Below are 18,959 nucleotides of genomic sequence, written 5' to 3'. Positions count from 1 at the left end.
CGGAGGCGTGGGATGCCGCTGGGCTCTATCAGGTTGGCTCCTTTGCGGGAGAGCGCTTTGCCGAGTGGAATGGTCCCTATCGAGACGAAGTGCGGCGATTTGTCCGCAGCGATCGCGGTCTGTGCGGACAAATCGCCCATCGCATTATGGGCAGCCCGGATCTCTATCCGCATCTCAACCGGGGGCCGAACTACAGCATTCACTTTGTTACCTGTCACGATGGCTTTACGCTCAATGATCTCGTCAGCTACAACCACAAGCACAATGAAGCCAACGGTGAGGATAGCCGTGATGGCGCTAATGACAACTGGAGCTGGAACTGCGGCATAGAAGGCCCCACCGATGATCCAAGTGTTCAAGTGCTGCGACTAAAGCAGGCTAAAAATATGTTTGTGCTATGGGCGCTCTCTCAAGGGACGCCGATGATGCTGATGGGAGATGAAGTGTTGCGATCGCAGCATGGCAACAACAACGCCTACTGTCAGAATAATACGCTGAGCTGGTTCGACTGGGATGACATCGCCACCCAGCAGGACTTTCTTCGATTCGTGCAGCAGCTCATTCATCTGATTCAAAACCTGCACCTCTTCAAACATGACGAGCAGCTGATCGTCACTGCCTTTCATCCTGAAGAGTCTAGACTAGAACCGCTAATTAGCTGGCACGGTATCACTCTAAACCAGCCCGATTGGTCAGAAGATTCTCGCAGTCTGTCATTTACCCTACGCTATCGACAGTACGGCGAGCTACTGCACGTTATCTTCAATGCCTACTGGGAGCCACTTACCTTTGAGCTGCCGCCGCTGAATGCCCAAACTCGTTGGCGCCGAATTGTCGATACCGCCCTAGCTGCCCCGCAAGACTTTTGCCCTATAGAGCAAGCTGTCACGATTGAACAACCTTTCTATGCGATCGCCCCGCGCTCTGCGGTCGTCTTAATTGCCAACAGTTGGTAACCCAAACCACAGAACATAGCGCTAATCTCCCTCTAACCTACCGAGAAGTTACGATTAGTCTTCACCCATCAAATATGCTTTATGGACGTTAAAAAACCAGAATTTGGCATTCAAGACCACTCCCTCGTCGAAGTCGCTACTGCCCTTCACTGCTACTCTCGCGATATGCAGTCCTACTACAAGATGGCTCAAGGCTATCTGCTAGGTCAGCTCGATGAAGCCACCGACGAAACAGAGCTATCTGTTATCAAAACAGACCTTAGAACCATCAATCAAAAGATGGAATACTTCCATGTCCTCAACAATGCCACTTCAATTGTCGATATTTTGATGCACAGTGCCATCATGCTTGAAGAGCTGAATATAGCAAAGCTAAGCGCTAGCACAGAGAAAGTATGAATGGCTCTCGTCTGTTGCACCCTCGCACCAAGATCGTGGCGACGATTGGGCCTGCTAGCCGCTCGCCGGACGTAATCAGGCAGCTCATGCAGGCCGGGATGAACGTAGCTCGACTAAACTTCTCTCACGGTTCCTATGAAGACCATGCTCGGCAAATCCAGCAGCTTCGAGCCGTTTCTCATGAACTACAGCGGCCACTGACCTTGCTACAAGACTTACAAGGGCCAAAGGTCCGAGTCGGTCAACTGCCAGATGAGGGACTATCGCTTGCCGCTGGAGACTGGCTAAAGCTAGTACCGATAGGAGCCGCACCTCAGCTAGTCGACCCATGCTCAAAGCCCTCAAAGACAGTAGAGATAGACTACCCTCACTTGGCGACAGACGCTGAAGCAGGGACACCTGTGCTCTTAGACGATGGATTGCTAGAGCTGCGGATAGAGGCGGTCGAGGGTACGGCGGTGCGCGCTCAGGTAGTGACTGGCGGCTTGCTGAAGAGTCGAAAAGGAGTGAACTTGCCGTCGCTCAACCTGCGGATGCCTTCTATCACTGAAAAAGACAAACAAGATCTAGTCTTTGGTGCTCAGCAAGGCGTAGATGTTGTTTCCTTGAGCTTTGTGCGGCAAGCTGAGGATGTACAGGTCTTGAAAAAATTGCTGGCACAACACAATGCGGACGTTTCGGTACTGGCAAAATTAGAGAAGCCACAGGCAATTGAAAACCTCGAAGCGATTATCAATGAATGCGACGCCATCATGGTGGCAAGAGGCGATTTAGGGGTAGAAATGCGGCCCGAGAAAGTCCCCATGATCCAAAAGAGAATTATCCGCTTGTGTAACCAGAAAGGCGTTCCGGTCATCACCGCCACGCAAATGCTAGAGAGCATGACCCACAGCCCTCGGCCAACTAGAGCCGAAGCCAGCGACGTGGCTAACGCTATTATCGATGGGACAGATGCTGTGATGCTCTCGGGCGAATCAGCCGTAGGCCAGTATCCGGTAGAAGCCGTTGAAATGCTATCGCGAATTGCCAGTGATGTTGAACCGGGAATTGAGTATGCCAACTTTCCTCCTTCAAACATTGACGATCCTCATGCGATTAGTGAGGCCCTCAATGCGATTGATCAAGTCCTTGATTTGCGCTGTATTGTTACCTTCACAGAGACTGGACACACGGCCCGCCTTGCCGCCGCTGAACGCCCTAAAGCGCCCATCGTGGCGCTGACCCCAAATCTCAAAGTCTACCACCAGCTCAATCTAGTCTGGGGTATCAACCCGGTGCTGCTAGAGCAGCTAGACGGCCCTTTAGAAGTCCTGTTTCAGCAGATGGAAGATTGCCTGCTAAAAGAGCAGTTCGCGCAGCCGGGAGATAAGGTGCTGCTGTTAGGCGGACTGCCCTTTAGGGTGGCAGGCTCTACTAATTTTCTCAAAATCCACACGATTGACTCAAACTGAACGATGAGCGACAGCAAGTGTCCGACTACATCAAAGCAGGTTGTCTGTGAGTACAGAAGTGTTAGCTGCTGATAGGCAAACTGTAGCTCATCTATGCCCAATCACTCAGCGCTATTGGGTTTCTAAGGGGAGTGTAGACGTCTGAGATGCAAAAAGTGTTGTGAGTACATAATGGATGTACCACGCTACAAAAACACCCGTCTCTTTGCACTAAAATACTCACCCCCTACCCTTCAAGCAATTCAGACTTCCTGGTATATCGTCGTTTGAGCTGCTGAGTACAAGGGTAATTATTCTAGTTAGTCTCGATAGAGGAGTGCGATCGCCTCTCTAGAATTGTGCTTGCTATATATAAACGGAGAAACTCATAGGAGAACTCCCATGTATAGGTGTACTCAAGCAGCCCAGTCGATGGAACCCATTCCGCATCTGAAGGAAGAAATAAAGAGCTTGAAAGCGCAATCTGCCTCATTAGAGATACGAGTCGATAGTATCGTTTCTTTGCAGCTACCCAACAACATGCAGCAGCCAAGGCTGTATTTTGATCCAGGCAAAATGGAGCTGTTGAAAGAATCTATTAAAAAGCATGGGGTGCTTGAACCCATCTTACTCAGACCCAGGCAGGATGGAAAATACGAGGTGATTAGCGGGGAACGACGTTGGCGATGCTGTCAAGCACTGGGTATGACAACCATACAGGCTGTTGTCCGACCAATGTCCGATGCTACCGCGCTAGAAGCGGCCCTGATTGCTCACTTGCTGAGTGATGAAATCTCTTTGATAGAACAAACTGAAAGTATTCTTGGCTTATTGTCTTTAAGGTTGGGACTATCTAATGAGGTGATTAAAACATCTCTTTATAAGCTCAACAATTCTTACATACGCGGCACCGAGTATGTAGGTGAATTTGACAATCAACAAGTGGCGGTGATTGGTGAAATATTAGGCGAGTTTGGCATGAAGCTAGCGAGCTTTGTTTCTAATCGACTGCCTCTACTCAACCTATCGCCTCCAATTTTAGAGTCTGTGAAAGCTGGTAGGCTATCGCCAACAAATGCTGTCCTCGTTAATCGTCAGCCAGAGGAATTTCACGTACCGCTCATCTCTCAAGCTGAAGGAAAAACTAAAGGAGATGTTATTTCATTAATCAAGGCTACGGTGAAGTCAAGAGAGCCACCCCTGGACAAAAGCTCTTTGAACACACCTACCCAACAACCGACCGAACAAACTAAAGAACAACCGATTAAACAGTCCGTAGACGCTTCTTTGCCAATCGAAGGCACTCTGCATGGGGCGTCTATTGCAAAGCAGATCTATGGACGAATTCAGCGTCTGAAAGACCAAGTTTCGCTGCTAGAGAAACCAGAAGTAAGAGAAAGATTAACACAGATAGATGGGTTGATTGAAGAGATTGAATCCTTTCGCCAGCAGAGTTGAAAATTCTAGAATTCTAACCTATACAGTACTATCAAAGATCTAGCTCTTTACGTAGCAGTGCTTGGTCGTCCCGGCTAACCTTGAACCGTCCATTTTCAATATCACGTACCCAACTTTGGCTCTTGCCGAGACGCTCAGCGAGCGATCGCTGACTTAGCTTTTGCCGCTGGCGAGCCAAGTTGATATCACTGCCAGAGAGCTTTTCGGTCTGAGTGACGGTCCATGATTTGGAAGGTTTACGGCGTTTTTTAGGTTTGCGTCGTCGAATATTTTCCTGCCATTCCTCGGAAATCTCAAAGCCCAACAGCCGGGCGTTGAGTAAGCGCTGCCATTTATCTCTGGGCGCACTATCCGTCAGGCCAAAGGCTTGATTAGCATCATCAGCCCAAAAGTTGACTTCCTCATCAACATCGTCAGGGATGCTAGCAACTCTAACCCAAAGTGGTTGAATATCAAGTGGATAGGTTTTAGGATCAAACAGCGGCTTTAGCCCATACTGACAGATGGCTTCTAGGTCGCTCTCGAAAGCTCTTAATAGTCGCTTGTGAGCACCGCGTACGGTAGCCGCTTGATGTAATTGTTCTTCTCCATAGGCAACTCGCATTAGGGTACGAACCTTCACGCGCTGATCTCCGCCTAGTCTTAGCTTGAATAAGCTCCATAACAGTATGCGGATGGCACCTTGATGTTGTTGCCAGCGGCCCATGACTTCTCTGAGTAATGATTGAGGCAGAGTCCCATATTGGTAAAAGGCGGTTTGAGATCGATATTTCTGCTTGTTCAAGAAGTGTTTAGCCCATAGTCCTGATTTTATAGTAAAGCTCAGTCCGATTAGATGCCGATGACCCTTACTATCCTTTTCAAAATGATATTGGGTATCAAGCAATTGCCAGACGAAGTGTTCCTCTAAGCGAAAAGCGCCGACTCTGCCCTGCTGAGGCCAGTTGAGAGTGACTAGAACCTGACAGGATTGATGCACTAGATTCTTGATTAGGGTAAGTTTGTCGAGTTTAGTGAGGTCCTTGCGCTTATCGAGCCCTAGATAGTTTGCAATATGTTGATCGTTTAGTACGAAAGCATTTTGCCAAGGACAATCAATCGTCATAACATAGGCCGCAAAGATTAGGTGAATGCAGGTCGCACGAATGTCGAAGTTTGCGATCGCCTCTTCCCCAGCGCCCATACTCATTGGCTTAGGAGAATTCGTCTCAGCATCTGCCGCCAGTCGAAATCTCATTTCTCCCCGATTGCGATTTACTGGCCGACGATAACAGATTCGGTCATCATCATCTCGTGTCCAAGGCAGTGCCTGCCGCTGGGCGAGGATATTACAGGTCTCCCACATCACTAAGCAAGAGGCAAAAGGTGACGTTTTGCGGTTGAGAAAAATACTGGGAATAGCGACGGGTAGTAAGCTACTTTTGCACCGTCCTTTTTTAGGTGGTAGAGGCTTTAATGCCCCGGTATCACAAGCTGAAACACAAAGAGGTATCTCCAAATCAGGGCAGCCATCGCACAGCGTAGGATCAATCCAGTAGCCGTCGCTTTCGCTATTCGGTTTGATTGCATCTTGCGGACATAGCGGCTGACAAACATCGCAAGCAATACAGTTTTCTTTAATCGTGTAGTTCATAACGCAATCGGGTCTGTTAAGGAGTTAGGTAGACTGCAGCTGATAGGGTAGATAGAGAGATTACTACTCAGATAAGGGTGGCTTGGATGAGGCTATTTGTGAGTGCTATTTATTGGAACTATTTAGTCAATGAAGTACTGTTCAACTTAGTCAATGAAGTACTGTTCAATACAAAATTCTGATAGCCGAAGTTTCCCACTGGCTGAGCGAGATTGTAGGGCTTGATTTAGTTCTCAATGTCTACTTACATTCGAGCTTCCGTTAGCTGCACTTGATAACGTAACTAAACAAACAACCGTTAATTTGACATCTAATAAACCGAAGCTAAATTGTTAGATGATTATGCAAACTATGATGAATGAGAGGCTTCGCATTGAGAATGGCGATAAACGAGTTCACTAGAAACGTACTAACAACAGTCCTAGCTTATTGCCAGAGACCTGTATAGAGGTATATTTAGAGACAACCGCATCTTTCTTGATACCTCTCTCGCTCTGAAGATAGAGTGTCTTAGTCCTAGCATTCAGACAAAAGAGATAAACGAATAGAATCAAGCAGCTCGTGATAGTTGACTTGGCGTTTTGCCTCGTCAAATTACTCTGCCTTAAAGAGCTAAATTAATGAGCAATAAAACTAACCCGTAGTCAACTCAAACCGTAGTCAGAAAGTAGCTTAAATAGATTTGTTTCTTTGATTACATCTGTATTAGGTATAACAATGCAATATAGTCTGTTCTATGTCAAATGATACAGTTTTATGTTGTCTTTACAATTCATTTTTAATAGCTACCAAAGAGATTCTTATATAAAGTTTCTATCTCTTTGATTTTGCGAAGTCAGAGCGCTTTGATAAAGTATGAATTAGGTTGAAGGGCTTATTATACGATTACTTTCCTATCGCTTCACTGCATCAACAACAAAGGCAGAAGCAAAGATTAATATAGTCAAATAGTCGAAAGAAATTCTAATTGTTAGGATTTAGCAGTTGAGAGTGAGAATTCTAGAATTTTAAAGATAATCCATTCAAAAAAACTGTGAATAAAGATTGGTCAGTTACAGAAGATGGGCACTGTCAGCCGTGCCCTACAACCCTAGATTGGAGTTTGTTAGAATCTCCATATCATTTTCATCGGTTTCTGACAGAAATAGAAAACGCACTACAGCAGGCGAGAACGACTCATCAATGTGATTGTTTACCAGTGCTGCGACGATTAGTTCGCAAGCTCGTCATCAATTCCTATTGGATCAGAACTCGGCGGCCTAGTCTTTCGTCTACGGCTCCAACTGCGCTTTTGAATCTCTACGACGAAACGGGCTATCCTTTAACGATTCAAGTCGAAGCACTTATGCCGGGTGCTAGTTCTCCGATTCACACGCATGGAACTTGGGGGGTTGTTGCAATTTTGCAAGGTCAGGAAAAGCATACTTTCTGGCGCCGATCGCCTGAGCCCAGCTTTCCTGACAAGATTATTTGTGTGGCTGAAAAAACGTTAGGTTATGGAGAGATAATCAGCTTCTTCCCAGAGGCAATCCACCGCATACAAGCGATTGGAAAAGATCCCCTAGTGACCTTTAACCTGTATGGAGAAACTATGGGCAAGCAGCGGTTTAAATTTGATGCGATCACGCATCAAGCCAAACATTACTAGACAAAAGCGACTAATAATACCTCCTTAGGCTAACAGGAGATCTATGTCTGCCCCTAATCCCTTCTTTAGATTGCACTACGAAACTGCACTGGCGTCGTTAGGAGAGGATTTCTACGATATTGTTCAACCTGCGGCTTTTCCCAAAGCGCAGCTCCGGTTTCGCAACAGTCGTCTGCTTCCTTTGCTAGGTTTAACCCCTCAGTTAGTCACCGATCAACACTTTGTTGAAGCCTTTGGTAAGTTTCACGCTTACCATGGCCAGCAGACTCAACTACAGAAGCCAGCGCAACAGAAGCCGCATCAACAGCTAACCTATCTCCCAAAGACTCGCTCGCCAAGAGTTAATACACCAGAAATAAATACGCAGAAATTAGGACTTGCCCTGCGCTACCATGGCTATCAGTTTGGCCAATACAACCCCTATCTAGGCGATGGACGCGGCTTTCTCTACGGGCAAGTGCGCACAGCCAATGGGCAGCTTTTTGATTTAGGAACAAAGGGGTCGGGGCAAACCCCTCACTCTCACGGCCGCGACGGTCGGCTGTCTCTATTAGGTGGAATTAAAGAAGTACTTGCTGCCGAAGCTTTGCATAGACTCGGTATCCCTACCTCACGCGTTCTCAGCCTGATAGAGACAGGTGAAGAACTGATCCGAACCGACGAGCCATCCCCTACTCGCTCAGCTGTCATGGTTCGTCTTAGTCGCTCACATATCCGGTTTGGTACCTTCGAGCGACTAGAGTATTTTGATCGCCCCGATTTAATCCGGCGGTTGCTCGACTATGTAATCTCTCATCATTACGAGCATTTATGGCGTACTCCAGATCAAGACATTCGATTCTATATAGAACTAGTGCAGCGAACTGCTTATTTGGTGGCCGGATGGATGGCGGCGGGATTTTGTCACGGCGTTCTTAATACCGATAATATGTCCATTGTTGGTGAAGGGTTTGATTACGGCCCGTACGCTTTTATTGATGCCTATAGCCCTCATTTCACAGCAGCGTCTTTTGATCGGCTAGGTCGCTATAGCTATCGCAATCAGCCTACAGTTTGTCGTTGGAATCTAGAGAAATTGCAAGTTCCCCTAGCATCGGCTATATCAAAAAAAGACATGGAAAGCGCGCTGACCTCGTTTTCAACAGTTTACGAACATGCCTATCATCAAGGAATGCTGCGCAAGCTAGGGTTTGAAAATCTGTCGAATAGAGATGCACTAACTCTAATCGATCTTACTTTGCAATTTTTGTTTGCAAGTCAAGTGAATTATCACCATTTCTTTCAGGCCCTACAACAACAGTTTTCGGTTCGATGGCGAGAAGATTCAGCGAATATTTTTACCGACTTGAACTTTTTAGGCGGTGCTGATTTCGGCTCAGCTAGTCTGAGGTTGACCGACGATGCTACCAATCACCCTACAAAGTATTCCAAGCATCATGCTGCCGATACAGAGCTCAAGAACTCAGGGTTTACTGATCTCAAGATTGGCGATCGAGTAGGTGCGCTAAAGCCTTGGAAAGACTTCTATCATCATCTATTAAAGCAACAATCAGAGGATGAGATAGTGGCGATCGCCCACCGCCTAAAACAATACAATCCCCGCCAGAGAATCTCTCGAAGCGCGATCGCATATATCTGGCAGGCGATCGAAGAAGATGACAACTGGCAGTACTTCAATCAAGCATTGTCTGGCGACTACTGAATTCCTAACGCCTCACGCAGTCTTACCTGATCTTCAAAGCTAATGCTAAATCTTCCCTTTTCAACATCGCGAATCCAGCTCTGACTTTTTCCTAGACTACTAGCTAGCGCCCGCTGAGTAATCTTTTGTTGCTCGCGTGCTGCCTTTATAGCCAATCCAGATAGAGACTGGCTAGAACCTGCACCCTGATTAGAAACAGAAGAACGAGACTGATAATAGTGCTTGGATGGTGGGCGACGGCGACGTTTGGACACAGGCCGTCTAGCAGATTGTTGCCACTCATCTGAAAGCTCAAATCCTAAAATACGGGCGTTCAAAAGTCGCTGCCATTTGTCTTTAGGCGCGTTGTCCGTCAGAACGCGATTAGCCTCATCGGCCCAAAAGTCTAGCGCTTCATCCACATCATCAGGAATTCTTGCGGCCTTAGCCCACAGCGGCTGAATCTCGATTGGATAGGTTTCCGGATCAAAGATGGGCTCTAATCCGTGACAATAAAGTCTTTGAAGATCGTTCTCGAAGGTTTTGAGCAAACGCTTGTGCGCCCCCCGTACAGTTGTCGCTTCTAGCAACCGATGCTCGCCGTAGGCTACTCGTAGTAAAGTACGCACCGTAAGTCGATGATCCCCTCCCAAACGCAGCTTAAACAACAACCATAGTAACAGTCGAACAGCGCCTTCATGTTGTTGCCAGCTACTCATGACTTCTGCAATCAAGGCCCGGGGCAAGGTGCCATACTGGTAGAAAGCCGTTTGGTTGCGATAGTCTCTGCTGTTGAGAAAGCGCTGGGCCCAACCGCCAGCTCTAATCGTAAAACTCAAACCAATCAAATGTTGGCAGCCTTGAGCATCTTTTTCAAAGTAGTATTGCGTGTGGCGTAAGTGCCAAACAGGTTGCTCGGTGAGCGTGAAGGGCCGTACCTTTCCCTGCTGAGGCCAGTCTAAAGAAACTAACAGCCGACAGGACTGGTAGACCAGCTCTTTAATTAAAGTAAGTTTCTCCAGCTTAGTTAAGTCTTTGCGTTTATCAAGCCCTAGGTACTTTTCGATATGTTGATCGTTGAGTTCAAAAGATTCTTCCCAAGGACAATTGAGCGTGGCTGCATAGGCCGCAAAGATGAGATGGATGCAGGTGGCGCGAATATCAAAGCGAGCGATCGCCTCTCTACCAAGATCTGCGGACATTGGCAAAGGCACTTCAGCAACAGTAGTATCAGCAGTATCAGCGTCTACTGCAGTATCAGCTGTTCCATCGCTGACTGTATCGGTATTGACCCTATCAGCATTGCCCCTTTCAAGATGAGCGATTTCAGGATCAACCGCCAGCCGAAATCGCATTTCTCCACGCCCTCGATTGACCGATCGGTGGTAGCAGAGCCTGCCGCTAGCATCTGTATGCCAAGCGAGTAACTGCCGATTAGAGAATACTGTGCAAGCCTCCCAAATCACCATGCAAGAAGCAAAAGGTGTTGTTTTGCCATTGAGAAAAATACCGGGTATAGCAGGCGGCAGCAGCGTACTTTTACAGCGTCCCTTCCTAGAGGGCAAAGGCTTCAAAGAGGTGTCTGAGTCGCAAACTTGCACACAGTAAGGAATCTCTACATCTGGGCAGGCATCGCAAAGTGTTGGGTCGATCCAATAACCTGGTTGCTGATATTCTGCTTGTGGCTCCGAAGGCTTAATCGCCCCTTTAAGACACTCAGACCAGCAGCGATCGCAGTCGTGACAACCGTCCTTGATGGTGTAAGCCATTGGCACCCTACGAGAATCGAACCCCTCTATAAAACTCTAAAACTTTGTTCTAACCGCTACAGGTATAACAACCGAGCCTCGAAGCGTTCTATGACATTGGATACGGTTTAATGTTTTCTTTACTATTTCTTTTCACGTTCCCTGACAAACCGTTTGACTTGGCCACACATTTAACAATTCATCGTTAATATGAGATATTTATGCGTAGACAGAGGCTATGCGTAGAGGCAGACAGAGATTCTCGAATTGATATTCATCAGAGGTATACTCGGGAAGATAACTTCTGTACGGTGTCTTAAATAATAAAGTGCTAACAGCCATTAAGAGGGAAAAAAGGTAATGGTGACTATTACAGAAGCTGAAGAGCTAGCCATGACTTTTCTCATGGATGATTTGGAAATTTCAGTAGAAGATCAGTCGTTCTTCTTGGTCATCTCGGCGAGAGAGACCGGTAGTAGCTGGACAGTTGTTGAAATTGGTGTGGCCGGACTGCCCGACAAGTGGGTACTTCAGGTGTTTGATACGGGTCAGTGCGACCCTTGCTACACTTTCGTCTCTCCTATGCCTAAAGGAGAGGACGCAGATCTATCAGAGTTTCCTAGCCGGATTGCTGAAGTAGTGGCAGCTGAGCGGATAAACAATTAGACAAATAGACAAACAATGAGTAATTGTAAGTTTGTTCTATAGTTTGATTGATACAGTTTTGCTTGATGATCTTTTTCTTGTAGCGACGAGTCACTATGTCCTTAGAAGTGAAGATTCTAGGATTGTCAGCAGAGCGAGGTAGATGGCTGCTGGTTTTACTGGGTATGAGCGTATTGCTATGTCTAGGCAGCGTTTATGCTTGGAGCGTTTTTCGTAAGCCTCTGGAATCAGAATTTAACATTGGTGCGACCGAAAGTCTATTGCCCTACACTATCGCACTGGTTTTTTATGCCGCCCTGATGCCGATTTCAGGATTTCTTATTCCTAGAATGGGACCACAGATGGTCACCACAATCGGCGGGCTCGCGGTAGGGCTAGGTTATGTTCTTTCTAGCTTTGCCTCGGACATTACGGCAATGACACTGACCTACGGAGTCATCGCAGGCACCGGCGTTGGTATTGCCTATGGCGTTCCGATGGCGGTTGTGGCGCAGTGGTTCCCGGATAAAAAAGGATTGGCGGTTGGTATTACTATCGTAGGATTTGGACTCTCCCCCTTAATTAGTGCGCCGATTGCCAGTAGTTTGATGAGTGCCTACAGCCTCAGGATTGCCTTACGGGTTTTGGGAGTGGCGTTTGGCCTGCTGATTCCGGCGATCGCAACCACCCTCAGGTTCCCCCCCAAGGACTGGCATCCTAGCCAAGCCTCAGCGTTAGCCCCGCTAGCAACCCAGGACCGTATCTATCCCAAACACTTACTGACGAGTCGTTCGTTTTATGGATTGTGGATTTGCTATGCGCTAGGCACTCTAATTGGCCTTAGCGCTATTGGCATTTCGAGCCCAGTTGGCGAAGAAATGATCAACATTAATCCTGGCTTAGCAGCTAGCAGCGTCTCTTTATTTGCAGTGTTCAATGGTGTTGCTAGGCCGCTTTTTGGCTGGCTGAGCGATCGCTTTGAGCCGCACTATGTGGCGATCGCTAGCTATGCGCTCATTCTGGTTGCTTGCATACTGATGGTCAGTGCCCAGCCTGGACAAGTAACAACCTACTTGCTGGCCTTTTGTTTATTCTGGTTTTGCTTAGGGGGGTGGCTGGCGATCGCGCCGACAACGACACTGCGATTTTTTGATCCTAATCACTACGCCCAAAATTATGGCATTGTGTTCACCGCTTACGGTATTGGAGCTTTGAGTGGAACCCTGGTTACTGGGAGGATCCGAGACTGGCTAGGCTCCTACACCTATGTATTTTATTTAATGGCACTGCTGTCTCTTATCGGCATCGTAACCGCCAGTACTTTGTTGAAGCGCGACAAGTCTAACCTGATCGATCTAAGCTGATCTATCAAGTTATAACTTTGGTCGCTTAGCTTACGGCATAGTCATTGGCTATAACCCTTGTGTTTCAACAGGTTAAATGACTCGCAATGCGCGAATGCATCTGCACTTTGCTATGGTTTCTCTAGACTGTTTGACCTAGACTAAAGGAGTTATGCTCGCAAGTCATTTGCCTAACTGAAGAGTGTGTTCAAGGCGTTTGATTAGGCTCTTGCAGTGGCTTTGCATTTAGTGGAGAGAGAAGACGGTTCATAATTTGTAGCTGCTCTGCTGTTCCTAAGCAAATAAGAAAATCTTTTGCCTGCAGTTGAATGTCGGCTGTCGGTCCAATAATCAACTCGCCCTGGTTGCGTCGAATCGCAACAATCAAAACCCCGGTGAGCGCTCTTAGTTGAGATTCTTTGAGCGTTTGACCAATTTGAGCACAAACCAAAGGATCAAGAAAGAACTCTTCCATGTAGTAGGTGCGATCGCCGCTCGAAACAATGCCATCCATAAAGTCCATTACCTGAGGTCGCAAGGCAGCCGCGGCCATGCGTTTGCCCCCGGTGATGTATGGCGAAATCACTGCATCTGCGCCTACTCGCCGTAATTTTTGAATAGCCTCACTGCTGCTGGCTCGAGCGACGATCCTCACGCCAGGATTAAGCGTTCTAGCCGAGAGTACGGTGTATAAGTTTTCTGCATCAGAGGTCAACGCTGAGATTAAACAAACCGCCGATTCAACTTTGAGCAAGTGAAGTGTATTATCTGAGGTGGCATCTCCTTGCACCGCTACAAAGCCTAGCGTTTGGGCCTGCTCTACCAAGCCTGCTTCTGTATCGACAACCACAAATGGAATCTTTTGCAAAGAAAGTTCTTCGGCAATTTGTTGGCCGGTTCTACCAAATCCACACAAAATATAGTGATTAGAAAGACTTTGCATAAGCTTACGGCGTTGATTCAAGCGGATGCCTTCTTGAAAGTAGCCCTTGACAATCGCTTCTGTAAATCGATTGGCCATATACCCAACCGCTACAATTCCTAGAAAGATCAGTACCGTTGTGAACACCCGGCCGCGATCGCCCAGTGGCCGAACTTCTGAAAAGCCTACGGTCGTTAAGGTAATGACAGTCATATAAAGGGCTTCGGCAAAGTGCCAGCCCTCCACAAGCCAATACCAAAGGGTCCCTATCAGAATAATGCCAAGCACTGCCGAAAGTCCTCGAAAAAGCTCTCGCTGCATCTTTCGATATCTTTCTTGCAGAGCCGTATAGTAGCGATCTCGCGCCTCTGGTGCTTGAATGAATGGCTGACGTGGCAAGCTAATGAGGTTCCTTTATTGCAAAACTAGCTTGCCTTAATCGTAAGCCTGAAAACCGTTGATAGAGAAGTAAGCCTATATAGAGACCTAATAGAGAAGTAAGCCTAACTTCTCTTCAAGAGGCTAAGCACTCTGTAGGCCGCGCATGTGCTCGAACAGACTCCAGCAATAGTGCTCTGGCAGCTTGCAGGTAGTCGCGCCTCGCATTACCACAGAGAAGTACCAGTCATTGGGCGGAACTTCTACAGGCATTTTCTTGACAACGACATAGGTGCGTACTTGGATGTAGGAGCGGCCACCGCTGCTGACGGTAACGCGTTCGTGACGGTAGCCACCTTGCTCAACGCCTTCACGCCGGTCGAGGAGATCGCTAAATCGCCAAGGCAGCCGGTAAAGGACACCTTGCACCTCACTACCTAGCTGCGGAGAGATATCGAGCGCGCCACACTGCCGCTGAGACGAATAATAGTGAAACCCCAAGCGATAGCCTTTTAGAGTGGCAGGGCCTACCACATAAGGATGGGTATTTTCTTTGAGCGATCGCTTCAAATCGACTGGGCACATGCATGAGCCGTAGGCAAAATAGTGAAAGTAGGATTCACCAGGGAAGTGCTCAGAGGCGGGATGTTCAGTGATTAGGCGTTCAAAAGATGACATAGCTCAGCACTTAGGACAGCTCGCAAAAGTGTTTTTCAATCAGGGAAGGTAGATCCTGTGGATTCAGACCATAATAGCGGTGTTTGCCAGGCATAATTGTCAGACCGGGTGCTTTTGAACAGCACTTTTGGCAGCCCGTGTATTGAATCTCTACTCGGTCTTGAAGCTGATATGTCTGCAGTGCCTGCTCTAGCGCCGAAACGAGCTGTCGTCCACCGCGCTTGTTACAGCCTGATTTGTGACAGACTAAAATTCTTTGCTTCTGCCGAGCTGGCCTAGAGGCAGCTACCGGCATCGTCGAAGTGGCTGTCGAAGTAGCTGTCGAAGTAGCTATGGGCAAAACGCTCGCCGTTTCAGAAAAAAGACAGTAGGCTTTGAGCTGAATGACGTTTGCCGCATAGTCAAGCCGACTGCGACCAATACAGCGAACGCGATCGCCTAGCCGAAGAGAGCGTTGCCTAAGCGACTGTTTGACAGCAGCCTGTAGATTTTTAGGCAGCTCAATACCAATCGTCTCTAGTTCACCAACTTGGTTATCCTCGGTCAATACTTCAACGGCCAGCACAATTGACTTCACGTTGTTAGGCGCCTCGCCGAGTAGTCCTAGGAAGGTACCGGTTAGATTGAATATCCAAGGCAGCGCGGTAGGCGCCTGAGTGTTTGATTGATTAATCAAACTCATATCGTCTCTGATATCAGAGGAAATATTAGAGATCGCCTCTGACATGCTTTTCGATACAGCAACCGAAAGATTATTCGACATGCGGGTTTCCTCTTGCAAGGGCTGAGTAACTAATAGGGGAAGGCAATTGAAAGATTCGCTACCTACTTCACTCGTTTGGCTCGCACCGTTTGAGGCGTTTGGATGGGATCATCTAGTCCAGCTATCTGTAGTTCCCAACCGTTTGCTAACGTCAAAACATGGTCTTCGTCTGCTCGGGCTTTCTGAGTCACCTCTTGTTCTAGGTCTTTTTTGGCTACGTAGGCCATTAACTTTCCAGCGCGGTCTGTGTGAAGCATTACTTTCATAGCTGATTCCTGGCATTATAAGGACTTTGGAATTGAAGAATGTAGAGTTGCAGAATGTAGAGTTGCAGATTTTTTATTGCGTCTTGGCAGCGAGGACAAGCAGTTCATCCAAGGTGAGGCTGCGTTTGAGTTCGGTGGCCTGGTCGCGTACCGCCTGTAGCACTGACTGGCTCCTTCCTGGCTCAACGCTTACGCCTGCCCCTTGCATCACCTGATTCAATAGATGGCGGCCTGAATGTTTACCTACAACGAGCTGGCGCTCTCGCCCTACTTCTATTGGGTCAAAAGGTTCGTAAGTGCTGGGATTAGCTAAGACGCCGTGAGCGTGGATGCCAGATTCGTGGGCAAATGCATTTCTACCCACGATCGCCTTCCAAGGAGGAACCGGACAGTTGACGGCTTTAGCGACAGAGCGCGATAGCTCTAGTAAGTGCTGGGTACGGATACCTAGCTTGATACCATAGATGTGTTTTAGCGCCATCACCACTTCTTCTAAAGCCGCGTTTCCGGCCCGCTCCCCTAATCCGTTAACGGTGGTATTGATCGAACTAGCGCCAGCGCGAACACCGGCTAGTGCATTCGCACTTGCTAGTCCAAGATCGTTGTGCGTGTGCATTTCAACTGGAATTTCTAGCGCGGCAACGAGTTTTTGCACTTTTTCAAAAGTGGTAAACGGATCGAGAATACCGACCGTGTCACAAAAGCGAAAGCGGAATGCTCCCCACTCTTGAGCAAACTGAGCCGCGTCCACCAGAAACTGTTCGTCCGCGCGTGAGCTGTCTTCACCGCCCACACTCACCTCTAGGCCGTGATCCTTGGCGAAGTTGATGGCATCGCGTAGCTGCAGCAGCATCGCATTCCAGCGGCCCTGAAACTTGACCTGAATTTGAGCATCAGAGACAGGGATAGAAATATGGATTCGCTGTAGTCCGCAGTTCAAGGAGGCTTGAATATCGGCGATGACCGCGCGGTTCCAGCCTAGGATTTTGGCATTGAGTCCCAAATTGGCGATCGCTCGAATCGACTGGGCTTCGGCTTGTCCCATCGCTGGAATACCCACTTCTAATTCTTGAACACCGATAGCATCTAAGAATTTGGCGATCGCCACTTTCTCTTCTAGACCAAAGGCAATACCGGCGGCCTGTTCGCCATCTCGTAAAGTGGTGTCATTGATATAGATATGGGCTGGGTCAGTTTGAGGTGAAGTGAGAGATGAAAGCGTCATAGCAGCCTCGAGTATTATTTCAAAAAGGCAAAGGTGAGACTGTCTTCTGCTAAGAAGTGATCGAGATGGAAAGCTCTATCTTCTGTAGTCAACAGAATTTGCTCATAGAGATAGCGGGTAGCGCGATCGCCTACGCTTTCTGCCTGGGTGGCCAATCTACGCAACAGAGAGATTACCGCCTGCTCTCCTGCCAAATCGTTTTCAATCATCTGTCGGCAAACGTAGATGCCTTCGGGCTCGGGCTCAAAACAACAGAGATCTGAAAGCTGAGCGAAAGAACCTGCAGGAACACCCCCTAGTCCATTCAACCGCTCAGCGATATCGTGGGCATGTTCCTGGGTCTGACCATAGCTCTCTTGAAAGAATTCGTGAATAGAATAAAATTCAGCGCCTTCGGTAACGAAGTGTTGCTTTTGATACTGAAGGTATAGACCCTGAAAACTGGCATAGGCTAGGTTTAATCCTTCGCAAACCGGAATAGTAACGTCTCTTTCAAGACGAATTGGGTTAGGGCCGACATCGCCAAAAGCCTGAACTAGGTTTTCAACAGATTGAACAGATTGAATGGTCATATGATTACTCCAAATAACTTAGATTGAACAAACTTTGAAAATTTGAAAAGTGGTCTGGTGAAAATCGATCTGAGCTAAAAATCTGAGAGAAAGTCGTACCTTAAAGTGAAACTTTTAGATGAAACTTTTAGAAGACTACAGAACAGGCAACACGGCTGCTCCAGCAGCGCTCTAGCCAGTCCACACTGGTTTGACGAGGAACCTTGAACCGTCGCACTACGCTATTCACTAGCAGCAAGGCGATCGGGTGATTGGCGTTGACGCGCAAGGTGCCATCCGCCGGACAGGTGCAGGGAATGTTGAGTTCTCGTAGGCGAAGATTGATTGACCAGCGATCAACCTGAGAAACAGAAACAACATAACCCAAGTTGTTAGAGTTTGCGTCAGCGTGATCGCCTGCGTGATCTAAATGAGAAGTAGCAACAGATGTGTATTGGTCCATGATTAAGACTCCAGCGTAGTTAAAGATGAGAGGGTAGAGCGTTTGAGCGTGTGTAGCTGTTCTTCGAGCTGTTGAATGTGAGCCCATAGATGATGTATCGTTACGGCCTCAACATCAGGTAGATTGCCGTGTTCTAATGGGGCCGCAGTTGTATTACATTCGCAGACATTTCGGCTAGGAACGCCGACAGCAGTGCAGTGAGCCGGGACTGTATGCAGGACTACCGAACCAGCGCCAATTCTGGCATGATCGCCAATATGGATGTTGCCTAATACGTTCGCACCTGCGCCAATGACAACTTTTTTGCCTATGGTGGGATGGCGTTTGCCCGTCTCTTTACCCGTGCCTCCTAAGGTGACACCCTGGTAGATCAAACTATAGTCACCCACAACGGCAGTTTCTCCAATGACGACCCCCATCCCATGATCGATGAATACTGCAACACCTAGCTGCGCTCCAGGATGAATTTCAATGCCAGTAAAACAGCGTGCTAGATGCGAGATAAAACGAGGAAAGAAAGGAATATGCCGGTAATGTAGCCAGTGAGCTAGACGGTGAGCCGTAATTGCATGAAACCCAGGATAGCAACACAGTACTTCTAGCCAGTTGCGAGCTGCCGGATCTCGCTCAAAGATGATGGCAAAGTCTGATGCTATAGGCCATTGTGATCGCACTAGGTCAGTCAACTGCCGCCGATAGTAAGTAAAGGCTCTCTTGAAGGAGGGAAACATAATTCGGGTAGTCGACCAGATGACCGCTGTAAAGAACTTTG

General features: G+C 47.8%; 17 protein-coding genes and 1 pseudogene. 8 read left to right on the top strand and 10 right to left on the bottom strand.

Translation table 11 applies throughout. From position 1 onward, the window contains the following. The 4 genes and pseudogenes from S7335_RS00840 to S7335_RS00825 all read left to right on the top strand — a co-directional run. Positions 1-956: pseudogene (locus tag S7335_RS00840) on the top strand (glycogen debranching enzyme); the annotation flags it as partial. An 81-nt stretch (positions 957-1,037) separates the two neighbouring features. Further along, on the top strand, positions 1,038-1,355 hold the full coding sequence (locus tag S7335_RS00835) for a hypothetical protein (protein WP_050765751.1): 318 nt from the start codon (positions 1,038-1,040) through the stop codon (positions 1,353-1,355). Next, positions 1,352-2,806: a pyruvate kinase gene (gene pyk / locus S7335_RS00830; protein WP_006453535.1), complete on the top strand. Its 1,455-nt coding sequence runs from the start codon at positions 1,352-1,354 to the stop codon at positions 2,804-2,806. The genes S7335_RS00835 and pyk overlap by 4 nt, the downstream gene beginning before the upstream one ends. 381 nt (positions 2,807-3,187) lie before the next feature. After that, positions 3,188-4,243, top strand: a complete 1,056-nt coding sequence (locus S7335_RS00825; protein WP_006454502.1) for a ParB/RepB/Spo0J family partition protein — start codon at positions 3,188-3,190, stop codon at positions 4,241-4,243. Positions 4,244-4,274: 31 nt separating this feature from the next. On the opposite strand, the gene S7335_RS00820 is transcribed toward S7335_RS00825, so the two are convergent. Continuing rightward, a complete protein-coding gene (locus tag S7335_RS00820; RefSeq protein WP_006455610.1) occupies positions 4,275-5,876 on the bottom strand; it encodes a helix-turn-helix domain-containing protein in 1,602 nt (533 codons plus the stop codon). 1,033 nt (positions 5,877-6,909) lie between these two features. Between S7335_RS00820 and S7335_RS00815 the strand changes: the two genes are divergently transcribed. Then, positions 6,910-7,524, top strand: coding sequence for a hypothetical protein (locus S7335_RS00815; protein WP_006455541.1), 615 nt, complete (start codon positions 6,910-6,912; stop codon positions 7,522-7,524). A gap of 43 nt (positions 7,525-7,567) precedes the next feature. Then, positions 7,568-9,226 carry a YdiU family protein gene (locus S7335_RS00810; protein WP_006457707.1) on the top strand — a complete coding sequence of 553 codons (1,659 nt, stop codon included), beginning with the start codon at positions 7,568-7,570 and terminating at the stop codon, positions 9,224-9,226. Here S7335_RS00810 and S7335_RS00805 read toward each other — a convergent pair. Continuing rightward, entirely contained in the window at positions 9,220-10,974 is a 1,755-nt protein-coding gene (locus S7335_RS00805) for a multiprotein-bridging factor 1 family protein (RefSeq protein ID WP_006455183.1), read from the bottom strand. The two genes, S7335_RS00810 and S7335_RS00805, sit on opposite strands and share 7 nt — an antisense overlap. A 339-nt stretch (positions 10,975-11,313) precedes the next feature. Here S7335_RS00805 and S7335_RS00800 point away from each other — a divergent pair, with 339 nt between their 5' ends. Then, on the top strand, positions 11,314-11,619 hold the full coding sequence (locus tag S7335_RS00800; RefSeq protein ID WP_006456784.1) for a hypothetical protein: 306 nt from the start codon (positions 11,314-11,316) through the stop codon (positions 11,617-11,619). A 95-nt stretch (positions 11,620-11,714) separates the two neighbouring features. Beyond that, positions 11,715-12,962, top strand: a complete 1,248-nt coding sequence (locus S7335_RS00795; RefSeq protein WP_006454375.1) for an OFA family MFS transporter — start codon at positions 11,715-11,717, stop codon at positions 12,960-12,962. Between the two features lie 187 nt (positions 12,963-13,149). Here the strand turns inward: S7335_RS00795 and S7335_RS00790 are convergent, their stop codons facing one another. The 8 genes from S7335_RS00790 to cysE all read right to left on the bottom strand — a co-directional run bounded on the left by S7335_RS00790 (position 13,150) and on the right by cysE (position 18,918). Beyond that, complete coding sequence (locus tag S7335_RS00790; RefSeq protein WP_006457298.1) at positions 13,150-14,262, bottom strand: TrkA family potassium uptake protein; 1,113 nt, start codon at positions 14,260-14,262, stop codon at positions 13,150-13,152. 123 nt (positions 14,263-14,385) lie between these two features. Then, the gene (locus S7335_RS00785; protein WP_006457562.1) at positions 14,386-14,919 is read right to left on the bottom strand and encodes a gamma-glutamylcyclotransferase; all 534 of its coding nucleotides are present in this window, start codon (positions 14,917-14,919) and stop codon (positions 14,386-14,388) included. Between the two features lie 10 nt (positions 14,920-14,929). Next, complete coding sequence (locus tag S7335_RS25595; protein WP_006455750.1) at positions 14,930-15,682, bottom strand: (2Fe-2S) ferredoxin domain-containing protein; 753 nt, start codon at positions 15,680-15,682, stop codon at positions 14,930-14,932. A gap of 62 nt (positions 15,683-15,744) precedes the next feature. Continuing rightward, the gene (gene nifT, locus S7335_RS00775; RefSeq protein WP_038015342.1) at positions 15,745-15,948 is read right to left on the bottom strand and encodes a putative nitrogen fixation protein NifT; all 204 of its coding nucleotides are present in this window, start codon (positions 15,946-15,948) and stop codon (positions 15,745-15,747) included. A gap of 73 nt (positions 15,949-16,021) precedes the next feature. Then, on the bottom strand, positions 16,022-17,173 hold the full coding sequence (gene nifV, locus S7335_RS00770; protein WP_006454690.1) for a homocitrate synthase: 1,152 nt from the start codon (positions 17,171-17,173) through the stop codon (positions 16,022-16,024). A gap of 14 nt (positions 17,174-17,187) precedes the next feature. After that, positions 17,188-17,745 carry a Dps family protein gene (locus S7335_RS00765; protein WP_006453403.1) on the bottom strand — a complete coding sequence of 186 codons (558 nt, stop codon included), beginning with the start codon at positions 17,743-17,745 and terminating at the stop codon, positions 17,188-17,190. Positions 17,746-17,872: 127 nt separating this feature from the next. Continuing rightward, positions 17,873-18,187: an Asr1405/Asl0597 family protein gene (locus tag S7335_RS00760; protein ID WP_006457578.1), complete on the bottom strand. Its 315-nt coding sequence runs from the start codon at positions 18,185-18,187 to the stop codon at positions 17,873-17,875. A gap of 2 nt (positions 18,188-18,189) precedes the next feature. After that, positions 18,190-18,918, bottom strand: coding sequence for a serine O-acetyltransferase (gene cysE, locus S7335_RS00755; protein WP_006455821.1), 729 nt, complete (start codon positions 18,916-18,918; stop codon positions 18,190-18,192). Positions 18,919-18,959: the final 41 nt, after the last annotated feature.

The sequence above is a fragment of the Synechococcus sp. PCC 7335 genome (assembly GCF_000155595.1).
Lineage (GTDB): Bacteria > Cyanobacteriota > Cyanobacteriia > Phormidesmidales > Phormidesmidaceae > Phormidesmis.
This window is presented reverse-complemented; position numbering and strand designations above follow the sequence as displayed.

Coding starts and splice junctions, on each gene's coding strand:
- S7335_RS00835 (WP_050765751.1), top strand. CDS start 1,038: ATGGACGTTAAAAAACCAGAATTTGGCATTCAAGACCACTCCCTCGTC.
- pyk (WP_006453535.1), top strand. CDS start 1,352: ATGAATGGCTCTCGTCTGTTGCACCCTCGCACCAAGATCGTGGCGACG.
- S7335_RS00825 (WP_006454502.1), top strand. CDS start 3,188: ATGTATAGGTGTACTCAAGCAGCCCAGTCGATGGAACCCATTCCGCAT.
- S7335_RS00820 (WP_006455610.1), bottom strand. CDS start 5,876: ATGAACTACACGATTAAAGAAAACTGTATTGCTTGCGATGTTTGTCAG.
- S7335_RS00810 (WP_006457707.1), top strand. CDS start 7,568: ATGTCTGCCCCTAATCCCTTCTTTAGATTGCACTACGAAACTGCACTG.
- S7335_RS00805 (WP_006455183.1), bottom strand. CDS start 10,974: ATGGCTTACACCATCAAGGACGGTTGTCACGACTGCGATCGCTGCTGG.
- S7335_RS00800 (WP_006456784.1), top strand. CDS start 11,314: ATGGTGACTATTACAGAAGCTGAAGAGCTAGCCATGACTTTTCTCATG.
- S7335_RS00795 (WP_006454375.1), top strand. CDS start 11,715: ATGTCCTTAGAAGTGAAGATTCTAGGATTGTCAGCAGAGCGAGGTAGA.
- S7335_RS00785 (WP_006457562.1), bottom strand. CDS start 14,919: ATGTCATCTTTTGAACGCCTAATCACTGAACATCCCGCCTCTGAGCAC.
- S7335_RS25595 (WP_006455750.1), bottom strand. CDS start 15,682: ATGTCGAATAATCTTTCGGTTGCTGTATCGAAAAGCATGTCAGAGGCG.
- nifT (WP_038015342.1), bottom strand. CDS start 15,948: ATGAAAGTAATGCTTCACACAGACCGCGCTGGAAAGTTAATGGCCTAC.
- nifV (WP_006454690.1), bottom strand. CDS start 17,173: ATGACGCTTTCATCTCTCACTTCACCTCAAACTGACCCAGCCCATATC.
- S7335_RS00765 (WP_006453403.1), bottom strand. CDS start 17,745: ATGACCATTCAATCTGTTCAATCTGTTGAAAACCTAGTTCAGGCTTTT.
- S7335_RS00760 (WP_006457578.1), bottom strand. CDS start 18,187: ATGGACCAATACACATCTGTTGCTACTTCTCATTTAGATCACGCAGGC.
- cysE (WP_006455821.1), bottom strand. CDS start 18,918: ATGTTTCCCTCCTTCAAGAGAGCCTTTACTTACTATCGGCGGCAGTTG.